Annotated in this window: 15 protein-coding genes; 9 read left to right on the forward strand and 6 right to left on the reverse strand. The window is 70.7% G+C overall.

The window, feature by feature from the left end; genetic code table 11:
- Positions 1 to 109 precede the first annotated feature (109 nt).
- From ettA to E1285_RS18895, 6 genes are all read left to right on the forward strand, one after another.
- Positions 110 to 1,771: an energy-dependent translational throttle protein EttA gene (gene ettA / locus E1285_RS18870; RefSeq protein ID WP_132153825.1), complete on the forward strand. Its 1,662-nt coding sequence runs from the start codon at positions 110 to 112 to the stop codon at positions 1,769 to 1,771.
- A gap of 280 nt (positions 1,772 to 2,051) precedes the next feature.
- Positions 2,052 to 3,536, forward strand: coding sequence for an aldehyde dehydrogenase (NADP(+)) (locus E1285_RS18875; protein WP_132153827.1), 1,485 nt, complete (start codon positions 2,052 to 2,054; stop codon positions 3,534 to 3,536).
- Positions 3,533 to 4,861: an enolase C-terminal domain-like protein gene (locus tag E1285_RS18880; protein WP_132153829.1), complete on the forward strand. Its 1,329-nt coding sequence runs from the start codon at positions 3,533 to 3,535 to the stop codon at positions 4,859 to 4,861. Before E1285_RS18875 ends, E1285_RS18880 begins: the two co-directional genes overlap by 4 nt.
- Positions 4,862 to 4,958: 97 nt before the next feature.
- Entirely contained in the window at positions 4,959 to 5,396 is a 438-nt protein-coding gene (locus E1285_RS18885; protein ID WP_132153831.1) for a thioesterase family protein, read from the forward strand.
- Positions 5,393 to 5,986 carry a GNAT family protein gene (locus E1285_RS18890; RefSeq protein WP_132153834.1) on the forward strand — a complete coding sequence of 198 codons (594 nt, stop codon included), beginning with the start codon at positions 5,393 to 5,395 and terminating at the stop codon, positions 5,984 to 5,986. The genes E1285_RS18885 and E1285_RS18890 overlap by 4 nt, the downstream gene beginning before the upstream one ends.
- Positions 5,987 to 6,120: 134 nt before the next feature.
- Complete coding sequence (locus tag E1285_RS18895) at positions 6,121 to 7,527, forward strand: S28 family serine protease (RefSeq protein ID WP_243722894.1); 1,407 nt, start codon at positions 6,121 to 6,123, stop codon at positions 7,525 to 7,527.
- 112 nt (positions 7,528 to 7,639) lie between these two features.
- Here the strand turns inward: E1285_RS18895 and E1285_RS18900 are convergent, their stop codons facing one another.
- From E1285_RS18900 to E1285_RS18915, 4 genes are all read right to left on the reverse strand, one after another.
- Positions 7,640 to 9,217 (reverse strand): glycoside hydrolase family 13 protein, encoded by a 1,578-nt coding sequence (locus tag E1285_RS18900; RefSeq protein WP_132153838.1) that lies wholly within the window; start codon positions 9,215 to 9,217, stop codon positions 7,640 to 7,642.
- Positions 9,218 to 9,235: 18 nt separating this feature from the next.
- Entirely contained in the window at positions 9,236 to 9,619 is a 384-nt protein-coding gene (locus tag E1285_RS18905) for a globin (protein ID WP_132153840.1), read from the reverse strand.
- A 61-nt stretch (positions 9,620 to 9,680) separates the two neighbouring features.
- Positions 9,681 to 10,676 (reverse strand): mechanosensitive ion channel family protein, encoded by a 996-nt coding sequence (locus E1285_RS18910; RefSeq protein ID WP_132153842.1) that lies wholly within the window; start codon positions 10,674 to 10,676, stop codon positions 9,681 to 9,683.
- Positions 10,677 to 10,962: 286 nt separating this feature from the next.
- On the reverse strand, positions 10,963 to 11,265 hold the full coding sequence (locus E1285_RS18915; RefSeq protein ID WP_243722895.1) for a hypothetical protein: 303 nt from the start codon (positions 11,263 to 11,265) through the stop codon (positions 10,963 to 10,965).
- A 413-nt stretch (positions 11,266 to 11,678) separates the two neighbouring features.
- Here E1285_RS18915 and E1285_RS18920 point away from each other — a divergent pair, with 413 nt between their 5' ends.
- Both E1285_RS18920 and E1285_RS18925 read left to right on the forward strand, forming a co-directional pair.
- Positions 11,679 to 13,292, forward strand: coding sequence for an XRE family transcriptional regulator (locus tag E1285_RS18920; protein WP_243722896.1), 1,614 nt, complete (start codon positions 11,679 to 11,681; stop codon positions 13,290 to 13,292).
- 6 nt (positions 13,293 to 13,298) lie between these two features.
- Positions 13,299 to 13,907: a GNAT family N-acetyltransferase gene (locus E1285_RS18925; protein WP_132153844.1), complete on the forward strand. Its 609-nt coding sequence runs from the start codon at positions 13,299 to 13,301 to the stop codon at positions 13,905 to 13,907.
- A gap of 124 nt (positions 13,908 to 14,031) precedes the next feature.
- On the opposite strand, the gene E1285_RS18930 is transcribed toward E1285_RS18925, so the two are convergent.
- Complete coding sequence (locus E1285_RS18930) at positions 14,032 to 14,841, reverse strand: methyltransferase domain-containing protein (protein WP_243722897.1); 810 nt, start codon at positions 14,839 to 14,841, stop codon at positions 14,032 to 14,034.
- A complete protein-coding gene (locus E1285_RS18935) occupies positions 14,838 to 16,961 on the reverse strand; it encodes a prolyl oligopeptidase family serine peptidase (RefSeq protein ID WP_132153846.1) in 2,124 nt (707 codons plus the stop codon). Before E1285_RS18935 ends, E1285_RS18930 begins: the two co-directional genes overlap by 4 nt.
- Before the next feature lie 275 nt (positions 16,962 to 17,236).
- Between E1285_RS18935 and E1285_RS18940 the strand changes: the two genes are divergently transcribed.
- Positions 17,237 to 17,746: an HNH endonuclease gene (locus E1285_RS18940; RefSeq protein ID WP_132153848.1), complete on the forward strand. Its 510-nt coding sequence runs from the start codon at positions 17,237 to 17,239 to the stop codon at positions 17,744 to 17,746.
- Positions 17,747 to 17,831: the final 85 nt, after the last annotated feature.

Consider the following 17,831-nt stretch of genomic DNA (forward strand, 5'->3'; position numbering starts at 1 on the left):
CGCCTAACCCCACCGCGCCCTCCGCTCAACCCCACCGCGCCCTCCGCCAAAGAGCAAGGGGCGTTCAGGGGCGACGAAGCGGTCTTTGGAACCCTCTAGGCTTGATGGCATGGCCGAGTACATCTACACGATGCAGCGTGTGCGTAAAGCACATGGCGACAAGGTTGTCCTGGACGACGTCACCCTGCATTTCCTTCCGGGTGCCAAGATCGGGGTTCTGGGGCCGAACGGCACCGGTAAGTCGACGCTGCTGCGCATGATGGCCGGTCTGGAGCAGCCTTCCAACGGCGATGCGCGTCTCATGCCCGGGTTCACCGTCGGCATGCTCCAGCAGGAGCCTCCGCTGAACGAGGAGAAGACCGTCCTCGGCAACGTGCAGGAGGGCGTCGCCGAGACCAAGGCGATGGTCGACCGGTTCAACGAGATCGCCGAGAAGATGGCGACGGACTACTCCGACGAGCTGATGGAGGAGATGGGCAAGCTCCAGGAGCAGCTCGACCACCGCAACGCGTGGGATCTCGACAGCCAGCTCGAGCAGGCGATGGACGCGCTGCGCTGCCCGCCCGGAGACGCCGAGGTGGCGACTCTGTCCGGTGGTGAGCGACGCCGCGTCGCGTTGTGCAAGCTTCTGCTCGAGGCGCCTGACCTGCTGCTGCTGGACGAGCCCACCAACCACCTGGACGCGGAGAGCGTGCAGTGGCTGGAGCAGTTCCTCGCCAAGTACGAGGGCACCGTCCTGGCCGTCACCCACGACCGGTACTTCCTCGACAACGTCGCCACCTGGATCCTGGAGCTGGACCGGGGCCGCTGCTATCCGTACGAGGGCAACTACTCCGTCTATCTGGAGAAGAAGGCCGACCGGCTCAAGGTCGAGGGCAACAAGGACGCCAAGCGCAAGAAGCGCCTTGAGGACGAGCTGGAGTGGGTCCGGTCGAACCCGAAGGCGCGGCAGACCAAGAGCAAGGCGCGCCTGGAGCGGTACGAGGAGATGGCTGCCGAGGCCGACAAGTACCGCAAGCTGGACTTCGAGGAGATCCAGATCCCGCCGGGTCCCCGGCTGGGCAACACGGTGATCGTCGCCGAGAACCTGACGAAGGGCTTCGGCGACCGGGTCCTGATGGACAACCTGTCGTTCAACCTGCCCCCGAACGGCATCGTCGGTGTCATCGGCCCGAACGGCGTCGGCAAGACCACGCTGTTCCGCATGGTCATCGGTGAGGAGCAGCCGGACTCGGGCAAGCTGCGGGTCGGCGAGACGGTCAAGGTCTCCTACGTCGACCAGGGCCGTGGCGGCATCGACGCGAAGAAGACGGTGTGGCAGGTCGTGTCCGACGGTCTCGACCACATCAAGGTCGGTCAGGTCGAGATGCCGTCCCGCGCCTATGTCGCGGCGTTCGGGTTCAAGGGCCCGGACCAGCAGAAGCCGGCGGGCGTCCTGTCCGGTGGGGAGCGCAACCGCCTCAACCTGGCGCTGACGCTCAAGATGGGCGGCAACGTTCTGCTGCTGGACGAGCCGACCAACGACCTGGACACCGATACCCTGTCCAGCCTGGAGAACGCCCTCCTGGAGTTCCCCGGCTGCGCCGTGATCACGTCGCACGACCGGTGGTTCCTGGACCGCATCGCCACGCACATCCTCGCGTGGGAGGAAGGCTCGAACTGGTTCTGGTTCGAGGGCAACTTCGCCGACTACGAGAAGAACAAGATCGAGCGGCTGGGTGCGGAGGCCGCCCGCCCGCACCGGGTGACGCACCGCAAGCTCACCCGCTGACCTGAACGGCACCCGGACGGCCGCGCGATCATCAGTGACCGCGCGGCCTTCCGCTTTCCAAGGGCACCCGCTGACCGTGCGCGGGGCGGCACGCCACCTGGCCGTCCGTGCCCGGGGCGGACCCTGTGCTGAGCACGCCTGTCTCCCGTGTGCCGGGTCGGGGACGCGGTCAGTGATACACGGCGCGCATTGATTGATGCGCATTTCGTGTTGGACAGGTATCGATCGTGTCTCCTATCGTCCGGATTGACCCAGCCGCCGGAACCGAGGAGGGCCGACGATGGCGCAGCTCAGCGGGCACATGATGATCGGCTTTGAGCGCGTCGCCGGGACGGGTGCGGCGGTCACGGCCATCGATCCCCGTACCGGTGAACGTCTCGGGCCCGAGTACCGCTACGGCGGCGAGGCCGAGGTGGAGCGCGCCTGCGCTCTGGCCGACGAGGCGTTCGACGCCTACCGCGCGACCACCCCCGAGCGGCGGGCCGCGTTCCTCGAGGCGATCGCCGGGAAGCTGGACGGTCTCACCGACGATCTCGTCGGCCGTGTCACGTCCGAGACCGGACTTCCCGTGCCCCGCGTGACCGGCGAGGTCGCCCGTACGACCGGCCAGCTTCGCCTTTTCGCGGGTGACCTGCGTGCGGGCGGCGGGCCGTTCGTGAGCGTCGACCCGGCCGATGACGGCGGGCCGGAGATCAGGCAGGGCAGGGTGCCGCTCGGGCCGGTGGCGGTGTTCGGGGCGAGCAACTTCCCGCTGGCGTTCTCGGTGGCCGGCGGGGACACGGCGTCGGCGCTGGCGGCCGGCTGCCCGGTGATCGTGAAGGCGCACGACGCCCACCCGGGGACGTGCGAACTCGTCGGGCGGGCGGTGTCGGAGGCCGTCCGGGAGGCGGGGCTCCCCGAGGGCGTGTTCTCGATGCTCTACGGGGACGGTCCGACGCTCGGCATCGCGCTCGTCACCGACCCGCGCGTCCAGGGTGTGGGGTTCACCGGGTCGCGGGCGGCGGGGCTGGCGATCGCGAAGGCGGCGGCGAACCGGCCGCGGCCGATCCCGGTGTACGCGGAGATGAGCAGCGTCAACCCGGTCTTCCTGCTGCCGGAGGCCGTGGCGGCGGGCGGGAGCGAACTGGCCGGCGCGTTCGCCGGCTCGGTGACGCTCGGGGCGGGCCAGTTCTGCACGAACCCGGGGCTGGTCTTCGCGGTCAGGGGCCCGGAGCTGGACGCGTTCCTGGACGCGGCCGCCAAGGCGATCGCCGCCGATCCCGGCGCGCCCATGCTCACCCCCGGCATCGCACGCGCCTACGCCGAGGGCGTCGTGCGGCTCGAACGGCACCCGGACGTGGAGATCCTCGCGCGCGGCCGGGAGCCCGACGCGGCGGTGGGGGGTGCGGCCGCGCTCGCCGCCGTGGACGCCGGGCACTTCGGCCCAGGCCTCCAGGAAGAGATCTTCGGCGCGTGCTCGCTGGTCGTCCGCTGCGAGGACCTCGCCCAGGTCGCGGGGCTGGCCCGCGGCCTGGAGGGGCAGCTGACCGCGACGATCCACGCCGGCCCCGGCGACAGGGAGGCGGCGGCGCGGCTGCTGCCCGTCCTGGAGCGCCTGGCCGGGCGGATCGTGTGGGACGGCTGGCCCACCGGGGTGAGAGTGGGACATGCGATGGTCCACGGCGGGCCGTTCCCGGCGACGTCCGACGCGCGGACGACATCGGTCGGCAGCCTCGCCATCGAGCGGTTCCAGCGGCCGGTCGCCTACCAGGGGGCCCGGCGATGAGCACCCCGGTCGTCACCGTGATGCGCGTCGTCCCCGTCGCGGGGCGCGACAGCATGCTGCTCAACCTGGGCGGGGCGCACGGCCCGTTCTTCACACGGAACCTGCTGCTGCTCACCGACTCCGCCGGCGGGACCGGTGCCGGCGAGGTCCCGGGCGGCGAGGGGATCCGGCGCACGCTGGAGGACGCGCGTGACCTGATCGTCGGCAGGCCCATCGGACGGTCCGACGAGATCCTGAACACCGTCCGCGCGGCGTTCGGCCACCTGGACGCCGGCGGACGCGGAAGCCTGACGCACGACACCAGGGTCACCGTCCACGCGTTGACCGCGATCGAGTCGGCGCTGCTGGACCTGATGGGGCGGTTCCTCGGCGTCCCCGTGGCCGCGCTGCTCGGCGACGGCGTCCAGCGGGCGGCGATCCCGATGCTCGGCTACCTGTTCTACATCGGCGATCGCCGCAAGACCGGCCTTCCGTACGAGGCGCCGCCAGAGGGAGCGGACGGCTGGCTTCGCGTCCGGCACGAGGAGACCATGACGCCGGACGCGATCGTCCGGCAGGCGGAGGCGGCGCAGGAGCGGTACGGGTTCGCCGACTTCAAGCTCAAGGGCGGCGTGCTCCGAGGCGACGAGGAGGCAGAGGCGGTGCGGGCGCTGGCCGAGCGGTTCCCCGGCGCCCGGATCAACCTCGACCCGAACGGCGCTTGGTCGCTGGACGAGGCCGTCCGGCTGGGCAACGCGATCAAGGACGTCCTCGCCTACGCGGAGGATCCGTGCGGCGCCGAACTCGGCTACTCGGGACGCGAGACGATGGCGGAGTTCCGCCGCGCCACCGGCCTGCGCACCGCCACCAACATGATCGCCGTCGACTGGCGGGAACTCGGCCACGCGATCCGGCTGGACGCGGTGGACATCCCGCTCGCCGACCCGCACTTCTGGACGATGCGCGGCTCGGTTCGGGTGGCGCAGCTGTGCCAGGCGTGGGGGCTGACCTGGGGCTCGCACTCCAACAACCACTTCGACGTGTCGCTGGCGATGTTCACGCACGTCGCCGCCGCCGCGCCCGGCGAGATCACCGCGATCGACACGCACTGGATCTGGCAGGACGGCCAGCGCCTCACCAGGGACCCCCTGCGCATCGTGGACGGGCGGATCGCGCTCCCGGAGGCGCCGGGCCTCGGCGTCGACATCGACGAGGAGCGGATCGAGGCCGCGCACCGGCTGTACGTCGAGCACGGGCTGGGCGACCGTGATGACGCGGCCGCGATGGAGTACCTGGTCCCCGGCTGGACGTTCGACCCGAAGCGCCCCTGCCTCGTCCGCGGCTGAGGCAGGCCGGGTGCGGCGGCCGGGGCGGAAGGCCGCCGCCGATGACTCTGCGGGTAGCATCGACCGGACCCCGGTTTCCCGTACCCCAGGCGAGGACATGCAGCAGACCGACATGCCCGAGGCCGAGTACCGGCATATCTACGAGTTCAACATCCGGTTCGGCGACATCGACTCCCAGGGCCACGTGAACAACGTGAAGTTCCTCGGCTACCTGGAGGACGCCCGGCTGGAGATGTTCCACGGCGACCCTGTCCGCAAGGGGGAGAAGCCCGTCCGCGGCATGGTGATCTCGCGGCACGAGATCGACTACCGGACGCCGCTGCTGCCGACCGTGTACCCGATCCGGGTGGAGACGTGGGTGACCGAGGCCCGCGCGGCCTCGTTCAAGCTGGCCTACGAGGTGCGCGACGACGAGCACGTCTACGCCGAGGCGGTCTCGACCCTCGTCGCGTTCGACGTGGAGACGAACCGGCTGCGCCGCTTCACGCCGGAGGAGCGTGAATTCATCGGCCGCTACGTGGCGCCCGCGTCATGACGGCGCTCGCCGGGCAGCCCGTCACGCTCGACCGTCTCCAGCCGGGGGTGCGGCTGCGGGTCGTGCAGATGGCGGACGCGGAGGAGCTCGCCGCGCTCTACGGGGCGAACCGCGAGTATCTGCGGCCCTGGGAGCCGGAGCGCGACGACTCGTACTTCACCGTTGAAGGCCAGCTCGACAATCTGCATGACCTGGTCGGGGCGTACGCCACGGAGGAGATGTGGCCGGGCGTCATTCTGGTCGACGGTGAGATAGCCGGACGGATCACGCTCAACAACGTCCTGCGCGGTCCCTTGCAGAGCTGCTTCGTCGGTTACTGGGTGGCGCGTGCGCACGCCGGCCGCGGTGTCGCGACCGAGGCGCTGCGGCAGGCCCTGGACGTGGCCTTCAGTGCCCTCCGCCTCCATCGCGTGGAGGCGTTCACGAGGGTGGACAACATTTCGTCCCAGCGTGTCCTGGAGCGCAACGGGTTCACGGCGGTGGGCACGGCCCGCCGGCACATCCACCTGGACGGACGCTGGCACGACGAGCGGCTCTTCGAGCGCCTGGCCCCCTGGGACGACGGGATAGCGCTGACCCCGCCCGCCTGAGTTCCGCGGCCGTCACGGATGGATAACAAGCAACACAGGAATCCGTTTTCGGCCCACTTCTCCTCTAGTGTCTCGACGCGATTGTGGAGAACCCACGTGAAAGGGGCACAATGCGGCGCGTCTCACAAGGAGCGATGGCACTGCTGCTCGCCGCGGGACTGACCGGAGCCGGCGCCACGGCGGCGCAGGCGGTCACCCTCCAGGCAGGCACACAGCAGGCGGGCACGGCCAAGGCGGCCGACATCTTCGACCGGCTCAAGGCGATCCCCGGAATGCAGGTGACGGAGAAGACCTCGACGTTGCCGGGCTACCGCTGGTTCTGGCTGGAGTACAGGCAGCCGGTCGACCACCGCAACCCCGGGGGGCAGTGGTTCGAGCAGCGGATCATGCTGCAGCACAAGTCCACGGACGGGCCGATGGTCCTCTACACCAGCGGCTACGACACGCCGGAGGTCATGTTCACCTCCGAGCCGACCGCGCTGGTCGACGGCAACCAGATCTCGGTCGAGTACCGCTACTTCACCCCGTCCCGCCCCGTCCCGACGGACTGGACCAAGGACACGATCTGGCAGGCCGCCACCGACGAGCACCGGATCATCCGCGCGCTCAAGACCATCTACGGCGGCAAGTGGATCTCGACGGGCGGCAGCAAGGGCGGCATGACCGCCGTCTACCACAAGCGCTTCTACCCGCGTGACGTCGACGGCAGCGTCGTCTACGTGGCGCCGAACGACTACCGCAACAACGACGACCGCGCCTACGATGAGTTCTTCGACACGGTCGGCACCGACCCAGAGTGCCGCGCCCGGCTCCAGGGGCTCGCCCGCGAGTTCCTCAAGCGGCGCCCCGCGATGCTCAAGCGCTTCACGGCCGCCGCCGAAGAGAACGGCTGGACGTTCGACATCCTGCGCACCCCGGACCGGGCGTTCGAGAACTCGGTGATGGACTACGAGTGGGGGTTCTGGCAGTACAGCCTGCAGTCCGACTGCGCGGACCTCCCGCCGCTGGACGCCTCCGACGACGAACTCTACGAGTCCCTCGACGGCATCGCCGGGCTCTCCTTCTACACCGACCAGGGGCTGGAGCCGTACGTCCCGTACTACTACCAGGCGGGCACGCAGCTCGGCTGGCCCTCACCGAAGTTCAAGCACATGCGCAAGCTGCTGCGGCACGAGGACAGCTACCACCCGCGCACCTACGTCCCGCGCGACATCCCGATGCGGTTCGACCACGGCCGCGCCATGCGCGACATCGACCGCTGGGTGCGCGGTAACGCGAGCCAGATGATGTTCGTGTACGGGGAGAACGACCCGTGGGGCTCCAAGCCGTTCCGCCTCGGGCACGGCAGCCGCGACTCGGCCGTCTACGTCGCCCCGGGCATGAACCACAGCGGCCGCCTCATCACGAAGCTGCCCGCCGAGCAGCAGGCCGAGGCGATCGCCGACCTCAAGCGCTGGGCGGACGTCGACCCCGGCGCCCAGACCCTCAAGTCCACCCCCCGCGCCGACGACCCCCTCCAACTCCAGCGCCCACCCCTGTAGCTGGGTCCCGTCGTACGGCTGCGGCGCAGCCCAGGCCCGCCCAGTCCCAGTCCCAGTCCCAGTCCCGGTCACGGCACGAGCCGCTAGGCGAGTGCCGTGGCCGGGACTGCTCTCAGTGCAGCTCGGACTGCAATAGGCACGCGGCATTTCCGGGGAGTAGTTCGCCGTAGAGGGGGGTGCTGGTCAGGAGCGGGCTGCCCGGTGGGAGCCGTACCGGGTTCTCGCCGCAGTTGAGGGCGCAGGTGAGCGGGCCCCGCCTGAAGAAGACGGCCGTCTCGGGGGAGTCGAGCCACTCCACGTCGTCCGGCAGGTCGTCCAGCATCCGGCGGCGGAGCGCCAGCGCCTCGCGGTAGAACGCCAGAATGGAGGACGGGTCGGACGCCTGCGCCTCGGCGGTGCTGGACGCCCAGTCCGGCGGCATCGGCAGCCACGGACGGATGCCGTCGGGCGAGAACCCGTACGGCTCCGCCGTGCCCGACCAGGGCAGCGGGACCCGGCAGCCGTCGCGTCCCGCCAACCGCCCGTTCGTTCGCTCGAAGATGGGGTCCTGCCTGGCCTCGTCGGGCAGGTCCAGCACCTCGGGGAGGCCGAGTTCCTCCCCCTGGTAGAGGTACGCCGACCCTGGAAGCGCCAAGAGCATCAGCAGTGCCGCCTTGGCCCTCGCGTATCCGATGCCGGGGACGCTCCCCGGCCGTTCGTACCGGGTGACGTGCCGGACGGAGTCGTGACTGGACAGCACCCAAGTGGGCGCGGCCCCGGTGGGTGCGACGGCCTTCATCGCGGCCGTCGCCACATCACGAAACGCGGTTGCCGACCACGAGGCGAGTTGCAGGTCGAACTGGAAAACCTGGTGGAGCTCGTCTGGACGCAGGTAGAGCGCGAGGTCTTCGGGTCCGTCCGTCCACACCTCGCCTATGGCCATACGGTCGCCGTCGTACTCGTCGAGGATCCGCCGCCACCGCCGGTACACCTCGTGGACTTCGGGACGGCTGTAGATGGGGCCGTCCAACACGCGCCGGTCCTTCCCGCCGAGGTCGCGGAACGACGCGTCCTTGAACAGGCCCGCGGCCACGTCGATGCGGAAACCGTCCACGCCGCGGTCCAGCCAGAACCGCAGGATGTCCTCGAACTCGCGCTGCACCTCCGGGTTGCGCCAGTTGAAGTCCGGCTGCTCGCGCGCGTACAGGTGCAAATACCACTCGCCGCCGTCCGCCCGCGTCCACGCCGGCCCGCCGAACGCGGACGGCCAGTCGTTGGGGGGCTGCTCCTCGCCGGGCTGTTCCCCCGGCCTTCCGGCGCGGAAGATGTAGCGGGAACGGGCGGGGGAGCCGGGCGGGGCGGCGAGCGCCTCCTGGAACCAGGGATGCCGGTCCGACGAGTGGTTGGGGACGATGTCGACGATCAGCCGCAGGCCGTGCGCGTGGACGTCCGCGACCAGGGCGTCGAAGTCGTCCAGGTCGCCGAACCGGGGGTCGACGTCGCGGTAGTCGGCCACGTCGTAGCCGCCGTCGGCCAGCGGGGAGGTGTAGAAGGGGGTGAGCCAGAGCGCGTCCACGCCGAGGTCGCGCAGGTGGGCCAGGCGAGATCGGATCCCCTGGAGGTCTCCCTCACCGTTCCCGTCGGAGTCGGCGAAGCTGCGGACATAAACCTCGTACACGACGGCATTGCGCCACCAGGGGGTCAGCGTCATACAGGCCGATCTACCCGCTTATGTCTGCGCGTTCACCAGACTTTGCGCGGCCATCGTGAAGTAGCCCCACAGCTGTTCCTCCAGCTGCTCGGGAAGCCCCAGCTCCTCCACCGCGACCCGCATGTGCCGCAGCCAGGCGTCTCGCTCGGCCTCGCCGATCACGAACGGCACGTGCCTCATCCGCAGCCGGGGGTGCCCCCGCCGCTGGCTGTAGGTGTTCGGGCCGCCCCAGTACTGGATCAGGAACAGCCGCAGCCTCTCCTCGGCGGGTCCGAGATCCTCCTCGGGATAGAGAGCACGGAGGTCGGGGTCTTCCGCGACACCCTGGTAGAAGCGGTGCACCAGCCGGTGGAAGGTCTCCTCACCGCCGACCGCCTCGTAGAAGGTCACCTTTTCAGCCATAGCGCTCCCCACCCTATGCGAGACCCGCGCCGTTCCGGCCCCGGTCGCCGATCTTGATCGGCTAGGGCCCGGGAGTGGCGACCGTGACGCCCGCCTCGTCGAACGCCCGCTTGACCCGCTCGCGCAGCTCGCGGGCGACGTCGCCCTGCCTGCCCGGGGCCGTCTTCAGTACGACGCGGATGACCAGCGCGTCCCCGGCGAGCGCCTGCACGCCCCACACCGACGGCGCCTCCAGGACGATGTCGTTCCACGGCCCGTCGGCGGCCATCTCGTCGGCGGTGTCCTGCAGGATCTCCTTGACCCGCTCGGTGTTCTCCTGGATGTCGACGGGGATGTCCAGGACGGCGCGGCCCCAGTTCTGCGACTCGTTCCCGACCTTCTTGATCTCGCCGTTCGGGACGTACCAGACGACCCCGTCCACGTCCCGCATCCGGGTGACCCGCAGCGTGACGGCCTCGACCGTCCCCTTGGCGGTGCCGACGTCGATGAAGTCGCCGACGCCGTACTGGTCCTCAAGCAGCATGAACAGCCCGGCGAGGAGGTCCTTGACGATGTTCTGCGCGCCGAAGCCGACCGCGACGCCGATGACGCTCGCGCTGGCCAGGATGGGGGCGAGGTTGAGGCCGAGGGAGCCGAGGACGCTGAACAGGGCCGTCCCCATGATGAGGACGGACGCGATGGAGCGCAGCACCGAGCCGAGCGTCTGGGCGCGCTGTGCCCGCCGCTTGTTGAGCAGGGCCGGGCTGCCCTCGAAGACCGTCCGGGAGCGCTCCCTGACCCGCTCCGACATCGTCCCCTCGGCCATCCGCAGCGTGACTCTGGTGATCATGCGGTGCGCGATGTTCTTCACGATCAGCGCGATCACGAGCGTGACGATGACCAGGAGCAGGGTGGTGAGGGGGCCGTCCAGCCAGGTCGCGTAGAACCGGGTGAAGTCGTTGTTGTGCGAGATGTTCCAGACGAGCCGGCACGAGGCGGAGGGCGTCTGGTCGCGGCACGCGGCCTCGGGGGAGCCGTCCTGGCCCCAGGGCAGCAGCGATGCGACGGCGAGTGACATCCGGCAGACCCTCCCCGGCCGTTGTGAACGTTCTTCATCCCCGGTGGTGTGCACCGGGGGACGGCCTGCCTGCCAGGCCGGCCGGGAAACGTTCAGGTGCCTTGACACCTCGCCGTGGATCCGCGGCGGGTACGAGCCCGATCGTAGGGGACGGTTCCGATCGGTTCGTACGACCGCCGCCGAAGTGTCACGGCTTGGGCCGGGGAGGGGCTGATCCGGCGGACGTGTCCCGCGGGTCCGCGGCTGCCGCGCCGTCCTGGCCGCGGCCCCGCGGAACACGCCCGGTCTAGGGGACCTCGACCTCGCGAGGGAGCGGCTGAAGGACGTGCGCCAGTTTGAGGGCGGCGCCGCCCACGTCGTCGACCCGGTGCATGCGCTCGCCCCAGGACCACCAGAAGTAGTGGTCGGTGGTCTCCGGCGCGGGGGCGCACGTGACGTCCTCGGCGAGGCTCGCCGCCTCCGGGTTCACCACCCGCAGGAACGCCGGCCCCGAGCGGGTCCTGACGACGCGGGCGACGAGGCCCTGCATGTCGAGTTCATGCTCCAGCTCCTCCAGGTAGCCGACGCGTGTGTCGCTGACCACCTTCACACCCCCTCCGTAAGAGAGTGCCGGCTCCGCGAGCGAGCACCGGCATTGATCGACTCTGTGAATCCGTTCGGTCACTCGCGGCGAGAATTGCAACTCTCACGGGGGTGGGTCAAGGGCCGGGCAGCGCCCCCGGTACCGAATTCCCCTACCTCGGAGGAAGTCCTCCCCCCGTTGGAGGAAGAATCTCTACCTGCGGGGTGCGAGACGCCTCCGGACCGGCGCTTCTTCTGCGGAATCGCTTGGCCGCCCCCGCACCGAGGGTTACGCTGCGTGCGCGAGAGATTATCTGTCGTGGCCATCTAGCGACCGGTCGCCGTGGCGGGGCGATCGCCCTCTCCCCCCGGGGAGCGGCGTCCCGGCACGACGGGAGGAGGCCGGAGTCGATGTCTGACCCCCCTCGGAAAGAAACGGACGTGGCTCGCCGGATCCGTGCGCGCGCCTTAGCCCGTGGGCAGGGTCCGGGCGACATAGCGCAGGAGATCCATGAGCAGTGCGGACCGCTGTTCGGCACCAGCCGGGTCAAGGCGCACCGCCTGGCCCACGGTGTCGCACTGTCCGACATCGTGGCGCAGGTCAAGGCGCTCTACGAGGTCGACGGCAAGCCGGCGCCCCGGCTCGGGGAGACGCTGCTGTCCGCCTACGAGAGCGGCTACAAGCGACCCGGCCCCGAATACCTGCACTACCTCTGTGCCGTCTACCGGGTGGAGCCGGACGCGCTCGACTACCAGAGCCCCTGCATCTGCGGCCGCGGCCACGCGGTCCGTCACGGCGTCGCGAGCGTCCCCCAGCCGCGGCCGGAGCGGCCCGCCGCGCAAGACCCCGACGCGCTCGTCGGGGCGATCGTCCCCAGGGCCGGTGAACGTCCCTGGGTCACCGTTAACGACATGAGGGGCCCGGACCGCGCCGACGGCCCCCTGACCATTGATGTGGGAGAGGAGGACATCGTGCTTCGTAGGACCCTTCTGCAGCTGCTGGCCGGAGCGGGCGTGGCGCTCGACGGTCAGTTCCTTGGGGCTGTCGACAACCTGCGCCGCAAGATGGACGACACGCTCGTCGGCGCGACCGTCTCGCCGACGATGCTGGACCAGTGGGAGGAGACGACCTACGGCTACGGCCGGCAGTACCAGGCGACGCCTTCCCTCCGGATGCTCTGCGACGTCCTGCTGGACTTCAGCGAGGTGCGCCGCATGTGCGACAAGCGCCAGCCGGTCGAGTTGCAGGAGCGGCTGTGCCGGATCGCGGCCCAGCTGTCCGGGCTGTCCGGGCTGATCATGATCAACCTGGGCGACCACCGGCTGGCCCGCTCGTTCTTCCGGACCGCCCGCACCGCCGCCGACGAGACCGGCGACCGCCAGCTGCGCGCCTGGGTGACCGTCCGCGAGTCCCTGGTGCCGATGTACTACGGCGACCCGCGCGAGGCGCTGCACCTGGCCCGCAAGGCACAGGACCTCGCCGGCCGGACCCCCGGCGTCGCCGGTGCCATGGCACCCGCCGTGGAGGCGCGCGCGCTCGGCATGCTCGCCATGCGGGGACGCGGCGACGCCGCCCCCAGCGCCAGGCGCGCCCTCGTCCGCGGACGCTCGGTCTTCGACCAGCTCTCCAAGGCCGACACCAGCGACCTGGTGTACGGGTTCACCGACCGTCAGATGGCCTTCTACGAGGGCGACACCTTCACCAGCCTCGGTGATCACAAGCACGGCGACGAGGTGCTGAGCCACGCCCTCACCCTGTACTCGCCCACCGACCGCGTCGACCTCACCCTGGTACGCCTCGACCGGGCCATGTGCAAGTTCCACGCCGGGAACCCCGACGCCGCGCTCGCGGCCGGGCAGGAGGCCATCCTCGAACTGCCGTCCGACCACCGGTCCGACATCCTCGTGCACCGGGCCCGCCAGATCGGCGCGGCCGTCTCCGCCAAGCACGGTGACAGCCCGGCGCTGAAGGACTTCTACGAGGCGCTCGCCGGGCCCTGGGTCACGAGCCCCACGCAGGAGTCCCCGTCCGTTCCACCGGCCGAGCAGGTCTGATCCGGCATGCCCGACAGCGCCCCCTGGCAGGACCACCACCCCTCCCACACCCTCGTCCGCGTCCAGGCCGAACCCCCCGTGTGGAACTTCGGAGAGCTCCGGCTGCGCCGCTACCACGCCGCCGACCACGGCATCGTCCTCGCCCTGCACCGCGAAGGCCTGGCCCAGGTCGGCCTGCGTCCCGGCGACGGCGTCTACTACGACCACGATTTCTTCCGCATGGAGGACATCTATCTCCGCAACGACGGCGAGTTCATCGTCGGCGAGCTGGACGGCGGAATCGTCGCGATGGGCGGCCTGCGCCGCGCCGACCTCGTCCCCGGCGGCCGCGCCCGCGCGTTCGGCGGCTACGCGCCCGGCAACCCGACCCTCGACGCCGTCGAAATGGTGCGCCTCCGCGTCATGCCCGCCGTCCAGCGCCGCGGCTACGGCACCGCGGTCGTGCAGGCCCTGGAGGAACGTGCCAAGGAGTTCGGCTACCGCGTCCTCCGCGCCGACACCACCGAACTGCAGGCCCCGGCGCTGGCCCTCTACCGCAAGTTCGGCTGGACCGAAACCCGCCGCGAAACCATAGGCGGCATAGTCAACATCTACATCGAGAAGCGGCTCCGCTAAGGCCGCCCCAACCCCCTCCTGGAGGCTTCCCAACCCCAGGAGGGGGCCGTTGTGTCGCACGGTGTTCCCGTGCGCGTTCTGGTGGGAGCGTAGCGTCATCGCCCCTCGCCGCAAAGCGAGGGGTTCAGCGGCGACCCCCTACCACCTGCATCAGCGGGTAGCGGTGCTGCCTGATGCCGGTGAAGCCCCGGTCGGCCAGGGCCCTGGTGACCTCGCGGTCGCCGAAGACGGTGTAGCCGGTGGCGCGGCGGACGAGTTCGCCGCCGAGGCGGGCGGTGCGCAGCGGGAGGGGCCGCCGCGACGTGAGGATGATCAGCCGGCCGCCGGGTTTGAGGACGCGGGTCATGCCGTCCACGGCCGTCCACGGATCGTCGAACAGGTACAGCGCCCCGAAGCAGCAGACGGCGTCGAACGAGGCGTCCTCGAACGGCAGGTCGACGGCGTCGCCGCGGACGTAGCAGACGCCGGCGTCCCCGGGGCCGGGCGCGGCGGTGTCCGCCACGGCGCGGGCGAGCATGGTCCGGGACGCGTCGAGCCCGGCGACGAGGCCGTCCCGTCCGACGCCCTCGGCCAGGGCGCGGGTGACGTTGCCGGGTCCGCATGCCACGTCCAGGACGGTCGCGGCCGGACGGCCGGCGCGGCCGGGCTGGGAGAGGCCGAGCCAGTCGCGGGTCATCGCCTGCTCGGTGGCGGTGTCCGGGCCGATCGGCCAGCCCTTGGCCAGGTTGAATCCGACCGGTCGCCACACGCGCTCGTAGATCTGCGGCAGGAACGCCGACTCCATCACCGACTGGGCCAGGGACGGGGACGGCTGGGTGGACGGCCCGAGCAGATCCAGGTAGCCCGCCGTGACGTCCGGTTCCCCGGGCGGCTCCTTGAGCAGCCCGAGCACACGTTCCGCGGCGGACGCACTCCGCACCGTCGACTCGCTCACCCTGCTATTAGACCATCGGTCAATTCGTCTCCGTCGGCCGCCTCCGGGCCTGGGAGGCCGAGTCCGGTCTGCGCGGCCATGAAGGTGAGCGTGTCGGCCATCAGGTCGGCCGAGCGGCTCACCGAACGGGCGGCGTGGCCGACCTCCGCCTCGTTGCGGAGCAGGACCGGGGCGTCGGACGCGGTCGCGTGCTGGAGGGCGGCGCAGAGTTTGCGGGCGTGCAGCGGGTCCACGCGGGTGTCGCTGCCGAACGTCGTGAACAGCACGGCCGGGTAGGCGGTGCCGACGTGGACGTGATGGTAAGGGGAGTAGCCGATGAGCCAGCCGAACTCCTCGGGGTCGTCGGCCGTCCCGTACTCGTCGTTCCACGTCTGGCCCAGGCCGAACTGCTCGTACCGGGCCATGTCCAGCAGCGGCGCCGAGCACACCACCGCCCGGTACAGGTCGGGACGCTGGGTGAGCGCCGCGCCCACGAGCAGCCCGCCGTTCGAGCCGCCGGAGATCGCGAGCTGCGACGGCGTGGTCAGGCCGTCCGCGATGAGCTTCTCCGCGGCGGCGTGGAAGTCGTCGAACACGTTCTGCTTGCGCTCGCGCATCCCCGCGCGGTGCCACTCCTCACCCTCCTCGGACCCGCCGCGCAGGTTCGCGATCGCGTACACCCCGCCGGCTTCCACCCAGGCCAGGATGCTCGCCGAGTACGACGGCGTCAGCGAGATGTTGAAGCCGCCGTACCCGTACAGGATCGTGGGGCGCGGCCCGGTGAGCCCGGGACGGGACGCCACCAGCATCCGCACCCGCGTTCCGTCCCGCGAGGTGTAGGCGACCTGGCGTGCCTCGATCTCCGGAACCTCGACCGTCCCGGGGGCGGACGCCCACAGCGCCGTCTCGCCCGTCCGCGCGTTGTAGCGCATGACCGACGACGGCGTCACGTTGTCGGTGTAGCCGAACCACGCCTCGTGGCCGCCCTCGGGCCGTTCGATGATCCCGCCGATCGACCCCAGCCCGGGTGTCGGGACGGACCCGAGCCGCTCCCCGCTCTCCAGGTCGTGGACGGTGATCTCGCTGATCGCATGACGCGTCCACCCGGCCAGCAGAACGGGCCGTTCCAGGTCGTCGAGGATCGCGAAGTCGGTGAGGACGGCCTCGGGGTCCTGCGGGATCAGGTCCCGCCACGTCTCGTAGGCCGGATCGGCCGGATCGGCGACGCACAGCCGGGACCTCGGCGCGTCACGGTCGGTGAAGATGTAGGCGCGGCCGTCCCGTCCCACATGCAGGCCGGTACCCGCGTCCACCCCCTCCTGGACGGCGCGCAGCTCAGGGGCCTCGGCCGGCGACGCGGACAGGTCGGCGATCCACAGGTCGTTGCGCGGAGCCGTGCCCTGCGACGACGAGATCGTGAGCCAGCGCCCGTCCCGGCTGACCCCGGCCCCGTAGTAGTTGGTCTTGTCCATGCCCGCACCGAAGATCAGCACATCGTGGGTGTCGGGCTCGGTGCCGACCCGGTGCAGGTAGACCCGCCGGTGGTACTGCTCCTCGCCCGCGGGGACGTCCCGCGCGGGCAGGCGCCGCACGTAGTAGTAGGCGTCCCCGCCGGGAAGCCACGCCACCGACGAGTACCGCGACCGGTCGATGGGCCCCTCCACCCGCTCGCCCGTCGCGACGTCCATGACGTGCAGCAGCGACTCCTCGTCCCCGCCGGTCGACACCTTGTACGCCAGCCTGCGGCCCTCCTTGTCGGGCTGCCAGCCGTCCAGCGTCGTCGTCCCGCCGCTGTCGAGGGCCATCGGATCGACGAGGACGCGCTCGGAACCGTCCGGATCCACGGTGTAGAGCACCGCGTGCTCCTGGTCGCCGGCGCGGCGCGTGAAGAAGCACCGGTCGCCCCGCCACACCGGGGACCCGACGCCGCCCGCGCCGAGCAGTTCCCCGAGCCGCCGCCGTAGCGTCTCCCGGCCCGGCAGGTCGTCCGCGACCTTGTGGAAGAGCCCGTCCTGCGCGGCGAGCCATTCCCTGGTCTCGTCGCTGCCGGCGTCCTCAAGCCACCGGTACGGATCGGCGACCCGGTGACCGTGGATGTCCTCGACGATGTCCTGGCGCTGCGCGGGCGGATACGGCGTCATAGATTGAACTGTATTGGCCGTCGCGGACTGCCCCGTTCCGCGCACCGCGACCCACCACGAACACGTGTTTGCGTTCGATGCGCCGCTCGAAGGGGGATTATTGGGGTAGCGGACGGCCTCCCTGAGACGCCACACTGATCTGGTCGGTTCGCCCCTGGGGAGGTCCTCATGGCGAGAGCGCAGGAACCCGAGATAATAATCGGGCCTCGGTTCGAGGTGCGCTCCGCCGCGCCCGCCGAGGCGAATCCGCAGCACGGCCCGGCGGAGGACGTCTGATGCGACAGGTCCTCCTCCTGAACGCGACGTACGAACCACTCACCACGCTGCCGCTCCGGCGGGCGGTCTGCCTCGTGCTTCGGGAGAAGGCCGAGATCGTCCACCATGACACCTCGGGCGCGGTCCTGCACTCGGCCACGATGGCGATCGAGGTGCCGTCCGTCATCCGGCTCCGCCGCTACGTGCGCATCCCGTTCCGGACCCGCGTCCCCCTCACCCGCGCCGCCCTGATGCGCCGCGACAACTTCCGCTGCGTCTACTGCGGGCGCCGCGCCGAGACCATCGACCATGTCCACCCCCGCAGCCGCGGGGGCAAGCACGTGTGGGAGAACTGCGTCGCGTCCTGCATGACCTGCAACCACCGCAAGGCCGACCGGCTCCTGTCCGAACTCGGCTGGACGCTCAACATCACCCCGGCCGTCCCACGTGGGGCCCACTGGCGCCTCATCGGCCTGGTCCACGACGGCGACCCCCAGTGGGCCGCCTACGTGCGGGAACCCGCCGCCTGACGCGCGTGTTCGGCTGCGGTGAGGCGGCCCGTACGCAGGAACCCCGCAGGCCGCGTGACGCTCGTGTTCGTCTGCGGTGGGGCGG

Origin of the sequence: Actinomadura sp. 7K507 (genome assembly GCF_004348425.1) — a bacterium.
GTDB lineage: Bacteria > Actinomycetota > Actinomycetes > Streptosporangiales > Streptosporangiaceae > Spirillospora.